The organism is Curtobacterium sp. MCPF17_011, from assembly GCF_003234145.1.
In the GTDB taxonomy this organism is placed as follows: domain Bacteria; phylum Actinomycetota; class Actinomycetes; order Actinomycetales; family Microbacteriaceae; genus Curtobacterium.
In genome coordinates, this window is record NZ_QKSK01000006.1 from 227,851 (window position 1) to 239,373 (window position 11,523).

Annotated in this window: 13 protein-coding genes; 12 read left to right on the forward strand and 1 reads right to left on the reverse strand. The window is 70.9% G+C overall.

Translation table 11 applies throughout. The features are described from left to right. Positions 1 to 97 precede the first annotated feature (97 nt). From DEJ25_RS09920 to DEJ25_RS09975, 12 genes are all read left to right on the forward strand, one after another. A complete protein-coding gene (locus tag DEJ25_RS09920; RefSeq protein WP_110905113.1) occupies positions 98 to 1,003 on the forward strand; it encodes a metal ABC transporter solute-binding protein, Zn/Mn family in 906 nt (301 codons plus the stop codon). Further along, positions 1,000 to 1,893, forward strand: coding sequence for a metal ABC transporter ATP-binding protein (locus DEJ25_RS09925; protein ID WP_110905114.1), 894 nt, complete (start codon positions 1,000 to 1,002; stop codon positions 1,891 to 1,893). Before DEJ25_RS09920 ends, DEJ25_RS09925 begins: the two co-directional genes overlap by 4 nt. Beyond that, entirely contained in the window at positions 1,893 to 2,813 is a 921-nt protein-coding gene (locus DEJ25_RS09930) for a metal ABC transporter permease (protein ID WP_110905115.1), read from the forward strand. The genes DEJ25_RS09925 and DEJ25_RS09930 overlap by 1 nt, the downstream gene beginning before the upstream one ends. Continuing rightward, positions 2,810 to 3,232 (forward strand): Fur family transcriptional regulator, encoded by a 423-nt coding sequence (locus DEJ25_RS09935; protein WP_110905116.1) that lies wholly within the window; start codon positions 2,810 to 2,812, stop codon positions 3,230 to 3,232. Before DEJ25_RS09930 ends, DEJ25_RS09935 begins: the two co-directional genes overlap by 4 nt. 10 nt (positions 3,233 to 3,242) lie before the next feature. Continuing rightward, positions 3,243 to 3,929, forward strand: coding sequence for an alpha/beta fold hydrolase (locus DEJ25_RS09940; protein WP_110905134.1), 687 nt, complete (start codon positions 3,243 to 3,245; stop codon positions 3,927 to 3,929). A 69-nt stretch (positions 3,930 to 3,998) separates the two neighbouring features. After that, on the forward strand, positions 3,999 to 5,447 hold the full coding sequence (locus DEJ25_RS09945) for a lipase maturation factor family protein (RefSeq protein WP_111044579.1): 1,449 nt from the start codon (positions 3,999 to 4,001) through the stop codon (positions 5,445 to 5,447). 340 nt (positions 5,448 to 5,787) lie between these two features. After that, on the forward strand, positions 5,788 to 6,024 hold the full coding sequence (gene rpmB / locus DEJ25_RS09950; RefSeq protein ID WP_110905118.1) for a 50S ribosomal protein L28: 237 nt from the start codon (positions 5,788 to 5,790) through the stop codon (positions 6,022 to 6,024). Then, entirely contained in the window at positions 6,024 to 6,194 is a 171-nt protein-coding gene (gene rpmG, locus DEJ25_RS09955) for a 50S ribosomal protein L33 (RefSeq protein WP_110905119.1), read from the forward strand. Before rpmB ends, rpmG begins: the two co-directional genes overlap by 1 nt. Before the next feature lie 3 nt (positions 6,195 to 6,197). Beyond that, positions 6,198 to 6,503, forward strand: a complete 306-nt coding sequence (gene rpsN, locus DEJ25_RS09960; protein ID WP_110823155.1) for a 30S ribosomal protein S14 — start codon at positions 6,198 to 6,200, stop codon at positions 6,501 to 6,503. Between the two features lie 306 nt (positions 6,504 to 6,809). Continuing rightward, positions 6,810 to 7,097 carry an HU family DNA-binding protein gene (locus DEJ25_RS09965; RefSeq protein WP_110823157.1) on the forward strand — a complete coding sequence of 96 codons (288 nt, stop codon included), beginning with the start codon at positions 6,810 to 6,812 and terminating at the stop codon, positions 7,095 to 7,097. A 130-nt stretch (positions 7,098 to 7,227) separates the two neighbouring features. Continuing rightward, on the forward strand, positions 7,228 to 9,252 hold the full coding sequence (locus tag DEJ25_RS09970; RefSeq protein WP_111044580.1) for a cytochrome c oxidase assembly protein: 2,025 nt from the start codon (positions 7,228 to 7,230) through the stop codon (positions 9,250 to 9,252). Continuing rightward, positions 9,249 to 10,574: an ATP-dependent RecD-like DNA helicase gene (locus DEJ25_RS09975; protein ID WP_111044581.1), complete on the forward strand. Its 1,326-nt coding sequence runs from the start codon at positions 9,249 to 9,251 to the stop codon at positions 10,572 to 10,574. The genes DEJ25_RS09970 and DEJ25_RS09975 overlap by 4 nt, the downstream gene beginning before the upstream one ends. Before the next feature lie 417 nt (positions 10,575 to 10,991). On the opposite strand, the gene DEJ25_RS09980 is transcribed toward DEJ25_RS09975, so the two are convergent. Continuing rightward, on the reverse strand, positions 10,992 to 11,510 hold the full coding sequence (locus tag DEJ25_RS09980; RefSeq protein ID WP_181421702.1) for a DUF4383 domain-containing protein: 519 nt from the start codon (positions 11,508 to 11,510) through the stop codon (positions 10,992 to 10,994). Positions 11,511 to 11,523: the final 13 nt, after the last annotated feature.

Below are 11,523 nucleotides of genomic sequence, written 5' to 3' on the forward strand. Positions count from 1 at the left end.
GGGAGGTCCGGTGCCAGCTGGCACCGGACCTCCCGTCCGACGTTCGTGCTGATACCGGTTTTGACAATCGTTCTCATGTGGCGCTAGCGTCGTCCCCATGCACACCCGACTCCTCGCCCTGCCGCTCGTCGCCGGCGCCGCCGCGCTCGCCCTGACCGGTTGCGCGACCTCTCCCGGATCGTCCGACGGCGACGGCAAGGTCCGCGTCGTCGCCTCGACCAACGTCTACGGGTCGATCGTCCAGAGCATCGGTGGCGACCACGTCGACGTCACGAGCATCCTGGAGGACCCGTCGCAGGACCCGCACTCGTTCGAGTCGAGCGCGAAGACGCAGCTCGCCGTGTCGAAGGCGGACCTGCTGATCGAGAACGGCGGCGGTTACGACGACTTCATGTCCACGCTGGCGAAGTCCTCGAACACCGACGCCCCCACGATCAACGTGGTGGAGCTCTCGGGTCTCGACACCGGCGGATCGGACGAGTTCAACGAGCACGTCTTCTACAGCTACCCGACCATGGTGAAGCTCGTCGCCGACGTCTCCGAGCGCCTGACGAAGCTGGACAGCGCGGACGCCAGCACGTTCCAGGCGAACGCGAAGACCCTCACCGGCAAGCTGCAGGAGCTCGAGTCGCAGACCGCCTCGGTCGAGAAGACCGTCGACGGCGACAAGGTGGCGTACACCGAGCCCGTGCCGGGGTACCTCTTCGACGCGATGGGCCTCGACAACGTGACGCCGCCGGACTTCTCCGAGGCGATCGAGGAGGGGGACGACGTCCCGCCGGCCGCGCTCAACGACACGCTCAAGCTCTTCACGAGCGGTGAGGCGAAACTGCTCGCCGTCAACGAGCAGACCTCGAGCCCCGAGACCGAACAGGTCCAGAAGGCCGCGAAGCAGGCGGGCGTACCCGTCATCGGTGTCACGGAGACGCTCCCGAAGGGGGAGGATTACGTCTCGTGGCAGCAGGCGAACATCGACGCGGTGACGGCGGCACTCCAGAAGTGACGACCCTCCAGGACCGGGACCGGACCGCCACTGCCGCGCGCAGTGGCGGTTCCGCCGTGCTCGCGCTCCGTGACGCGGGGCTCGCCTACGGCAGTCGCCGGCTCTGGGACGGCCTCGACCTCGACGTCCAGCCCGGCGAGTTCGTCGCCGTGCTGGGGCCGAACGGCGCCGGCAAGACCTCGCTGCTCCGCACCGTCCTCGGCCAGCAGCGGCTGACGAGCGGGTCGATGTCGTTCCTCGGACGCCCGGTCCGGCGCGGTCACCGGAGGATCGGGTACATCCCGCAGCAGCGGCTGATGGACTCCGGGACCCCGCTGCGTGCCCGCGACATGATCGCGCAGGGTGTCACCGGGCACCGCTGGGGCATCCGACCCGAACGCCGTGCCGAACGCGAGCGCATCGACCGGATCGTGGCGGAGGTCGGCGCGACCGCGTTCGCCGACGCGCCCGTCGCCGAGCTCTCCGGCGGCGAGCAGCAGCGAACCCGGGTCGGACAGGCGATCGCCGCCGACCCGGCACTGCTGCTCTGTGACGAGCCACTCATCTCGCTCGACCTCCGGCACCAGCGCGGCGTCACCGAGCTCATCGACCGGCAGCGCCGACAGCAGGGTGCCGCGGTGCTCTTCGTCACCCACGACGTGAACCCGATCCTCGACGTCGTCGACCGGGTGCTCTACATCGCGGGCGGGCGCTTCCGGATCGGTGCCCCCGACGAGGTCCTGCGCGCGGACGTCCTCAGCGACCTCTACGGCACGCCCGTCGACGTCGTCCGCACGATGGGCCGCATCGTCATCGTCGGCGCGAGCGACGCCCACGACACCGCGGGCGACGGACACCACCACTGCGAGCCCTCGCCGCACGCCACCACCCCCGACGAAGGACGGATCTGATGGACGTCTGGTCGACCGTCTTCTCGTTCCAGGACTACGGCGAGCTGCTCGTCCTGGTGCGCAACTCGATCGTCGCGGGCGCCGTGCTCGGCGTCGTCGGCGGGCTCATCGGGCCGTTCGTCGTCGCCCGGAACATGCCGTTCGCGGTGCACGGCATCAGCGAGCTGTCCTTCGCCGGCGCGAGCGCCTCCCTGCTCCTCGGTGTCAACGTCGTCAGCGGCTCGGTCGTCGGGTCCCTGATCGCCGCACTGCTCATCGGGGTGCTCGGCAGCCGGGCCCGCGACCGGAACTCGATCATCGCCGTGCTCATGCCGTTCGGCCTGGGCCTCGGCATCCTCTGCCTGGCGCTCTACAAGGGCCGGGCCGCGAACAAGTTCGGCCTGCTCACCGGCCAGATCGTCTCCGTCGACAACCCGCAGCTCGGGATGCTCGTGGCCATCGCCGCGGTCGTGGTGCTCATCCTCGTGGTCATCTGGCGTCCGCTGATGTTCGCCTCGGTGGACCCTGACGTCGCCGCAGCCGCCGGCGTCCCGGTGCGCACCCTCGGTCTGGTCTTCATGCTCGCGCTCGGCCTGGCCACCGCGGTGTCGGTGCAGATCGTCGGGGCGCTCCTGGTGCTCTCGCTGCTGGTGACCCCGGCCGCCGCCGCACTGCGGGTGACGGTGAACCCGGTCCTCGTGCCGGTGCTCTCCGTCGTCTTCGCCGTGACCTCGGTGGTCGGCGGGATCCTCCTGGCCCTCGGCGGCGGACTGCCGATCAGTCCGTACGTCACCACCATCTCGTTCCTCATCTGGGTCGTCTGTCGGGTGCTCGGCGCTCGCAGGGACCGCCGTGGACGTGACCGCGTGACGGCGCGGGAGCAGCAGGTCGACCGTGGGACGGGCCTCCCGGCCGTACCGGAGCAAGGAGTCGCAGCATGAACGCCGTCCAGAAGCCACGACGCAACACCTGGCAGCGCGAAGCGGTGCGCGGAGCCCTCTCCGAGACCGAGGGGTTCGTCAGCGCGCAGTCACTGCACGCGCACCTGCGGGACGGCGGCTCCACCATCGGGCTGGCGACCGTGTACCGGGCACTGTCCGACCTGGCCACCGAGGGTGACGCCGACTCGCTGCAGCAGGACGGCGAGTCCCTGTACCGGGCCTGCACGACCGACAAGCACCACCACCACCTGATCTGCCGCGTCTGTGGGCGAACGGTCGAGATCCAGGCCGACCCGGTCGAGGAGTGGGCCCGCGCGACCGCCGCCGCGAACGGGTTCTCGAACGCCAGCCACGTCGTCGACGTGTTCGGCGAGTGTGCCGAGTGCACCGCGCGGGCCGCTGTCCGGGGTGGCGCGTAGTCTCCGCGACATGCACGTGATCCTGGTCCCCGGGTTCTGGCTCGATGCGAGCGCATGGGACGACGTCGTCCCGGTCCTCCGCGCGGCGGGCCACACCGTCGACGCCGTCACCCGACGCGGGTCGACGCTCGACGAACAGGTCGCCGACCTCGTCGCCCGGGTGGACGACGCCCCGGAGCCGGTCGTGCTGGTCGGGCACTCCGGTGCGGGGCCGATCGCGTACATGGCGGCCGACCAGCGGCCCGACGGGGTGCTGCACCTGGTCTACGTCGACACCTTCCCGGGCCCGGACGGTGGATGCGTCAACGACGAACTGCCGGTCGTCGACGGACAGGTGCCCCTGCCGTCGTGGGACGTCTGGGAAGCGGCGACCCTGCGGGACATGACCCCGGAGATCCGTGCCGACGTCGAACGACGGGCGTTCCCCGAACCCGCTCGCGTCGCGTCCGACCGGTTCCACTACGCCGACTCCGCACGGCACCGGATCCCGGCGACCGTCATCACGTGCGAGATCGCCCCGGACGAGCTGGCCGGCATGGTCGCGGACCACCAGGCCTGGGCGGCAGAGCTCGTCGCGACCGAGGAGCTCGAGATCGTCGGGCTGCACACGGGGCACTGGCCGATGTCCACCGCACCCCGGGAACTCGGTGCGCTGATCGTGCAGGCGCTGGCACCACGCCCGACCGACGGCGTCTGAGGCCGCGCTCGGGCCGGACCACGCGGGTCCGGACAGCCGTCGAGGGAGCCCGCGGGTAGCGTCCGGCGCGTGGATCTCGAGGCGTGGACGAGTTGGGCGGGCGCCGGCGACTACGACGTCGCCCGGTTCGTCCTGCAGCGCGGGGTCGCGGCGATCGCGTGCCTGGCGTTCCTGTCGGCGATCGCGCAGTTCCCGGCGCTGCTGGGGGAGCGGGGCCTCCTGCCCGTCCCGCGGTTCATGGAGCGCCGGTACGCGCAGACCCTGCCCGTCGTGTGGCGGTGGTGGCGGTACACCGATCGACGACTGCGGGTCCTGGCCGGAGGCGGGGCGCTGCTGTCGCTGACGATCGTCGTCGGCCTGCCGCAGCGGGGGCCGGCGTGGGTCCCGGTGCTCTGCTTCCTGGTGCTCTGGCTGGCGTACATGTCGATCTCCGACGTCGGCCAGACCTTCTACTCGTTCGGGTGGGAGTCACTGCTGCTCGAGTCCCTGTTCGTCGTGGCGTTCCTCGGCTCCGACCAGGTCGCGCCACCGATCGTGGTGCTCATCGCGATCCGGTGGCTCGTGTTCCGGCTGGAGTTCGGTGCCGGCATGATCAAGATGCGTGGGGACCGGTCGTGGCGTGACCTGACCGCGCTCTACTACCACCACGAGACGCAGCCGATGCCGAACCCGATGTCGCGCACGGCTCACCTGCTGCCCCGGCCCGTGCACCGGCTCGAGACGCTCGGCAGCCACGTGGTCCAGCTCGGGGTGCCGTTCCTGCTGTTCGCGCCGCAGCCCGTCGCCTCGGTCGCCGCGGCGCTCGTGCTGCTCACCCAGGCCTGGCTGGTGGTGTCGGGCAACTTCGCCTGGCTCAACTGGATCACCCTGGTGCTGGCCTTCGCGGCGGTCGACGACCGGTCGATCACGACGGTGCTGCCGTTCCTCAGCGGGATCGCGGACACCGGCCCGACAGCGACGCCGGCCTGGTTCGTCGGACTGACGGTCGCGGTCGGCCTGCTGCTGCTCGTGCTGTCCTGGCCGTCGGCGAAGAACCTGGTGTCGCGCCGGCAGCTCATGAACGCGTCGTTCAACCGCTGGCACCTCGCCAACGCCTACGGGGCCTTCGGCAGCGTCACGCAGGAGCGCGACGAAGTGATCGTCGAGGGCACCATGGCGGAGGTCCCCGACGAAGCGGACTGGCTGCCCTACGAGTTCAAGGGCAAGCCGGGGGACCCGCGTCGTCGCCCGGGGCAGTTCGCGCCGTACCACCTGCGCCTCGACTGGCTGATGTGGTTCCTGGCACTCGGTGCGGACGACGGCTGGTTCCGGGTGTTCGTGCTGCGGCTGCTCGAGGCGGACCGGCCGACGCTCCGGTTGCTCCGGCACGACCCGTTCGACGGGCAGCGGCCGCGGTGGGTCCGGGCGCGGGTGTTCCGGTACCGGTTCGCCACCCGGGCGGAGCGGCGGGAGACCGGGCTGTACTGGATCCGGCAGGAACAGGGGTACCTCCTGCCGCCGTCCGGCCTCCGGCGGTGAGGGCGGACCGGAGGCCCGGCTTGCGACGCGCTCGATTTGCGGCGCGCTCGGCTTGCGACGCGCCTGGCTTGCGACGCGCCTGGCCGTCGCGTAACGTAGGTGGCTGGTTCTCTGCGTTCATCGTGGAGTGCCCGTTGTTCTGCCCTCCGACCGTCGCGAACGCCGCGGTCGCGCGGTACCGGATCGAGCCTCCAGGCCCGACTGCCGGTCTGGGCGGTGCGCACAACCCCCTCGCTCGTCGCCGTCGTGGACTTCCACACAGGCGGCGCAGCGCGTGCGCGCCAGGCAAGTGACCTTGGGTGCAGCCGATCGGCTGCACGGTATTCATCAGGAGGAAACCATGGCTGCAGTGTGCCAGGTGACCGGCGCCGTTCCCGGCTTCGGACACAACATCTCGCACTCGCACCGTCGGACGAAGCGTCGCTTCGACCCGAACGTGCAGAAGAAGACCTATTACGTGCCGTCGCTGCGTCGTAACGTGACGCTCAACGTCAGCGCCAAGGGCATCAAGGTGATCGATGCTCGTGGCATCGAGTCCGTCGTGGCGGGCATCCTCGCCCGTGGGGAGAAGATCTGATGGCGAAGCGCGGTCAGGACATCCGTCCGATCATCAAGCTCCGTTCCACTGCGGGTACCGGGTTCACGTACGTGACCAAGAAGAACCGCCGGAACAACCCCGACCGTCTCGTGCTGAAGAAGTACGACCCGGTGGTCCGCAAGCACGTCGACTTCCGTGAGGAGCGCTAGGCCATGGCGAAGAAGAGCAAGATCGCGAAGAACAACCAGCGCGCCGTCATCATCGAGCGCTACGCCGAGCGTCGCCTCGAGCTGAAGAAGGCCCTCGTGGACCCGAACGGCACCGACGAGTCCCGCGAGGCCGCCCGCGTCGGCCTGCAGAAGCTGCCCCGCGACGCGTCGCCGGTCCGCTACCGCAACCGCGACGCCATCGACGGCCGTCCCCGCGGCCACCTCGGTGAGTTCGGCATCAGCCGTGTCCGCTTCCGCGACATGGCCCACCGTGGCGAGCTCCCCGGCATCACGAAGAGCTCCTGGTAAGCACCAGTTCTCCCGACGCCCCCGCGACCTCTCGAGGTCGCGGGGGCGTCGTCGTCGTCCGCGGGACGTCATCCGCCGACCTGGGCAGCACCACGGTCGTCACATCGGTCACTCCAGCCCCTCCTGTTACCCGAGAGGCCCGGAAAACCGGGCGGGTCGACCGGAAACCCCGGAACCGGCTGGTAGGTTCATCAGCGGTTCCCCGGGCCCTCGGCCCGACCGGGCCCACCGCTCGGGGCAACCGTCCCGCAGCATCCGGACGTTCCGCGTCCGACCCATACGCAAGAAGTCCGAGGAGGACATCCAATGGCTGACAAGTCACTGAACCGCACCGAGCTCGTCGCTGCCGTCGCCGCCGAGTCCGGCCAGAGCCAGGCCACCGTCAACGGCGTCGTCGACGCGCTCTTCGCCGTCGTCGGCAAGTCCGTCGCGGACGACACCAAGGTCACGATCCCGGGCTGGATCGCCTTCGAGAAGACCCACCGTGCCGCCCGCACCGGCCGCAACCCGCAGACGGGTGAGGCCATCGAGATCGCCGCGAGCGACTCGGTCAAGGTCAGCGCTGGCAGCAAGCTCAAGGCGTCGGTCAAGTAAGACCACTCAGCTCCACGGAAGGGACGGCGCTCGCGCCGTCCCTTCCGTCGTTCCCGGGAGGCCCGTCCAGCGTCCACAGGTCGGCCCACGTCGTTGCGGTGGCGCGCTGGGCAGCGCCTAGGCTTGACGGGTGAACCGCATCGCGCGCATCGCCGGCCCCGGCGTCTTGCTGCTCGCGGCGTTCGTGTCCCTGCTCGTGGCGCTCGTCGTCGGCGGTGGTGCCGACGCCGCGCTCATCGCCGACCCCGGTGCGGTCGTCCGCTTCGGGCTCCCGATCGCGCGGATGCTCGTCGACCTGTCCGCCGCAGCCGCCATCGGCGGGCTCGCCCTCGCGACGATCGGACTCTCCCGCACGGCACCGGAGTGGGACCGCGCGATCGACGTCGCGGCCGCGGCAGCCGGTGTCTGGACGGTGACCTCGGCGGTCACGACCTTCTTCACCTACCTCAGCGTCGCCGGCGGCACGGTCAGTCTCGATGCGAAGTTCGGCCAGTCGATGGGCGTGTTCCTCACCGGGACCGACCTCGGTCTCGCCTGGCTCACCACCGTGCTCGTCGCGGCAGCGGTCACCGTGCTCTGCTTCGCCGTGCGCTCCCGGGGCATGGTCGCGCTGACGGCCGGCGTCGCCCTGATCGGCCTCGTCCCGCTGACGCAGCAGGGCCACGCGGCCGGTACCGCCAGTCACGACGCCGCGGTCACCGCACTCGGACTGCACCTGGTCGGTGCCGCGCTCTGGGTCGGCGGGCTCGTCATGCTCGTCCTCATCCGTGACGTCGTCCCCGGTGACCGTCTCGCAGCCGTCGTCGGCCGGTACTCCAGCGTCGCGCTGGGTTGCTTCGTCCTCGTGAGCGTCTCCGGCGTGGTGTCCGCCCAGATCCGGATCGGGGCCTGGGCTGAGCTCGGCAGCCCGTACGGCGTGCTCGTGCTCGTCAAGGTGGCCGCGATCGTCGCGATGGGCGTCATCGGAGCGATGCACCGCCGCCGGGTGATCGCCGCCCTGACCGCCGCACCCGCGCGCGTCCGGCCCTTCTGGACGCTCGTCGTGGTCGAGCTCGCCGTGATGGGCGTCGCGTCGGGCTTCGCCGCTGCGCTCGGCCGCACCGCCACCCCCGCAGGGCAGCTGGCGCTGAGCAAGACCAGCGACCCGAGTCCGGCCGAGGTCCTGACCGACGACCCGCTCCCCGCGGCGCCGGGGCCCTGGGGCTGGCTGACGAACTGGAACGTCGACCTGTTCTGGCTGATGGCCGCCGTGCTGCTCGTCGCCGCCTACGTCGCCGGGGTCGTCCGGCTGCGTCGACAGGGGCGTTCCTGGCCCCTCCGCCGCTCGGTGTCCGCCGGCATCGCGGTGGTGGCGCTCGTCGTCGCGACCTCGGGCTCGCTGCACACCTACGACCGCTTCCTGGTGTCGGCGAACGTCGGAGCGCACGTGCTGCTCGGGCTGGTCGTCCCCGCCCTCGTCTGGGCCGCAGCGCCCGTGCAGCTCATCCGGGCTGCCGTCCACCCGCGAACGGACGACAGCGCCGGTGTGTCCGAGTGGACCACGGTCTTCGTCGACAACGCCGTCGTGCGGTACCTGGTCCAGCCGTTCCCGGCGTTCCTGCTGCTCGCCGGCATCTGGTGGGGGCTGTACGCGACCGACGTGCTGCGCTGGTCCGTCAGCGACGCCATGGGCCGTACCGTGGTGGACCTGGTCTTCCTGCTCGTGGGGCTCCTGGCGCTGCCGACCCTCCTCACGCCGATCGCCCTCGGCGCCCGGCGGCCGTCGGCAGCGGCGTTCCTCGTGCGAGCCGTCGGAGCGGTCGTCGTCGCAGCGGCCACCGTCTCGCTCGGCATCGCGATGCAGGGGCCGCTCGGGCTGCTGCAGGCGTCCTGGTTCGGGGCGATGGGGCGCACTTGGGGTCCGGAGCCGCTCGTCGACCAGGGCCGGGCCGGCACGGTGCTGATCATCGCGGGTGTGCTCGTCGTCGTCGCGGTGGTCGTCGTCGGCGCGGTGCGCCTGCGTCCGGGGGCCGGGGCCGGCGCCGGCGGGGTCGAGGACCAGCCCATCGCACCGGCGGCCGCGTCCCCGGCGGACGTGCCCACGGGCCTCCCGGACACCGACACCGCGAGACCGGTCGGCGACAGCGGCGTCGCGAGCGGATCGAGGGCGCGATGAGCGTCGAGCTCTCCACCGAACAGCGGGCGGTCTTCGAGTACATCGAGTCGACGCGCGATCATGTCTTCATCACCGGACGAGCCGGCACCGGCAAGTCCACGCTGCTCAACCACCTGTCCTGGAACACCGAGAAGCAGGTCGTCATCTGCGCCCCGACGGGTGTCGCGGCGCTGAACGTCGGCGGTCAGACGATCCACTCGCTGTTCCGCCTGCCGATCGGCCTCATCGCGGACGCCGAACTGCGGCAGGGCCCGGACACCCGGAAGCTCCTCAACACCATCGACACCCTGGTCATCGACGAGGTCTCCATGGTCAACGCCGATCTGCTCGACGCCATGGACCGCTCGTTGCGGAAGGCCCGCGGTCGGCAGTTCGAGCCGTTCGGCGGTGTCCAGGTGGTCATGTTCGGCGACCCGTACCAGCTGCCCCCGGTGCCGGGTGACGGTGATGAGCGCGCCTACTTCACCGACCACTACCGGTCCATGTGGTTCTTCGACGCCAAGGTGTGGCTCGAGGCCCAGCTGCACATCATCGAACTCGCGACCGTGCACCGGCAGCGGGACGACGCCTTCGCGGCGATGCTCACCGCCGTCCGCCACGGCCGGGTCACCGCCGACGTCGCGCAGCGGCTCAACGAAGCGGGCGCCCGTCCTGCCCCCGACGACGCGATCACCCTCGCCACCCGGAACGACACCGTCGCCCGGATCAACAAGGCCGCGCTCGAACGGCTGCCCGGCAAGCTGAAGACCGCCAAGGCCGACGTCAACGGCGACTTCGGCGGTCGGAACTTCCCGGCGGACGAAGCCCTCGAGCTGAAGCCCGGCGCCCACGTGATGTTCCTCCGCAACGACCCGGACCAGCGCTGGGTGAACGGCACCCTCGGCATCGTGCGGAGCATCCGCGACACGGTGTGGGTCAGCGTCGACGGTGAGGACTTCGAGGTCCAGCCGTCGGTGTGGGAGAAGTTCAAGTACTCGTACGACCCGGACAAGAAGGAACTCAAGAAGGACACGGTGGGGGAGTTCCAGCAGTTCCCCCTGCGCCTGGCCTGGGCCGTGACGATCCACAAGTCGCAGGGCAGCACCTACGACCGTGCGGTGGTGGACCTCGGCAACCGGGTGTTCAGCGCTGGGCAGACGTACGTGGCGTTGTCGCGTCTGACGTCCCTGGACGGGCTGTACCTGACGCGGCCGCTCCGACCGGCGGACATCATCGTGGACCTCGACGTGCGGCGGTTCATGTCCGAGTCGCCGCGCGTCGTCGCGACGCAGCTCGAGCCGCCGAAGCCCGCCGCCGAGCCCTCGGACGCACCCGAGGCCTGACGCCGACGCGAGGCCGGCCCGCTCCGTCCGTGGTGCGCCCCCGCGCTCCCTGCGGCCTCGACGGGCCGGTGCCGAGGTCGCACCACGTGCCGCTCGCGTCCGTCGAGGTCGCACGATGTGCCTGCTGGGCGGCCGGCCGGCGGCCGTTCGTGCGACGTCGACGGCTGCCCGGCGGCGGTTCGTGCGACGTCGGTAGGTGGGCGGGTGAGCTGCCGCTCGCGTCGCCTGGTCGCTCGACGTGCCGCTCGCGTCCGTCGAGGTCGCACGATGTGCCTGCTGGGCGGGCGGCCGGCGGCAGGTCGTGCGACCTCGGGGAGGGGCCGGCGGCGCGTCGCGCGACCTGGCCGCGCCGCACGCACCCCACGAACGACGACGCCCGCCTGCCGGAGCGGCAGGCGGGCGTCGAAGGGGAGCAGGTCAGGCGCGGGCGCCCGAGGCCCGCAGCGCGCGGATGTTCTCCTTGTCGGCACCCAGCGCGGTGAGCAGCAGGACGACGCCGACGATGGCGTGGAAGACGTTGTCGGTCGTGTTCAGCGCGAGGACGTTCGCCGAGGTGTCGGAGAACACGAACCCGTAGACGGCGAGCACGAGCAGCACGACACCGATGACCCGGTTCACCGTGCGGGACCCGATCGTGTTGCCGAGGCCCACGATGAAGAACGCGGCGGCCAGGATCGTCCACAGCCCGCAGAGCGCCGGGTTGAGCCCGAACGAGTTCCAGAGGAACCCACCGGACCGACTGAAGAACGCTCCGCCACCGTCCTGGGCGAAGAAGAAGCCCAGGATGCCCCAGATCGCGAAGAGCGTGCCGGCGGTCATCGCCAACGCGCGGTTCGGCGAGGCGATGATGCTCGGTTCCTTGACGGCCACTTCGGTCTCCTCTTCCTGCGCGACGATCGCGCTGTACGACTGCCCGCCGTCGCGCTGGTCACGCACACTGTCAGCGGCA

What these genes read in the sequence shown, in the direction of transcription:
- DEJ25_RS09920 (WP_110905113.1), top strand. Translation starts at nt 98, where the DNA reads ATGCACACCCGACTCCTCGCCCTGCCGCTCGTCGCCGGCGCCGCCGCG.
- DEJ25_RS09930 (WP_110905115.1), top strand. Translation starts at nt 1,893, where the DNA reads ATGGACGTCTGGTCGACCGTCTTCTCGTTCCAGGACTACGGCGAGCTG.
- DEJ25_RS09935 (WP_110905116.1), top strand. Translation starts at nt 2,810, where the DNA reads ATGAACGCCGTCCAGAAGCCACGACGCAACACCTGGCAGCGCGAAGCG.
- DEJ25_RS09940 (WP_110905134.1), top strand. Translation starts at nt 3,243, where the DNA reads ATGCACGTGATCCTGGTCCCCGGGTTCTGGCTCGATGCGAGCGCATGG.
- rpmB (WP_110905118.1), top strand. Translation starts at nt 5,788, where the DNA reads ATGGCTGCAGTGTGCCAGGTGACCGGCGCCGTTCCCGGCTTCGGACAC.
- rpmG (WP_110905119.1), top strand. Translation starts at nt 6,024, where the DNA reads ATGGCGAAGCGCGGTCAGGACATCCGTCCGATCATCAAGCTCCGTTCC.
- rpsN (WP_110823155.1), top strand. Translation starts at nt 6,198, where the DNA reads ATGGCGAAGAAGAGCAAGATCGCGAAGAACAACCAGCGCGCCGTCATC.
- DEJ25_RS09965 (WP_110823157.1), top strand. Translation starts at nt 6,810, where the DNA reads ATGGCTGACAAGTCACTGAACCGCACCGAGCTCGTCGCTGCCGTCGCC.
- DEJ25_RS09975 (WP_111044581.1), top strand. Translation starts at nt 9,249, where the DNA reads ATGAGCGTCGAGCTCTCCACCGAACAGCGGGCGGTCTTCGAGTACATC.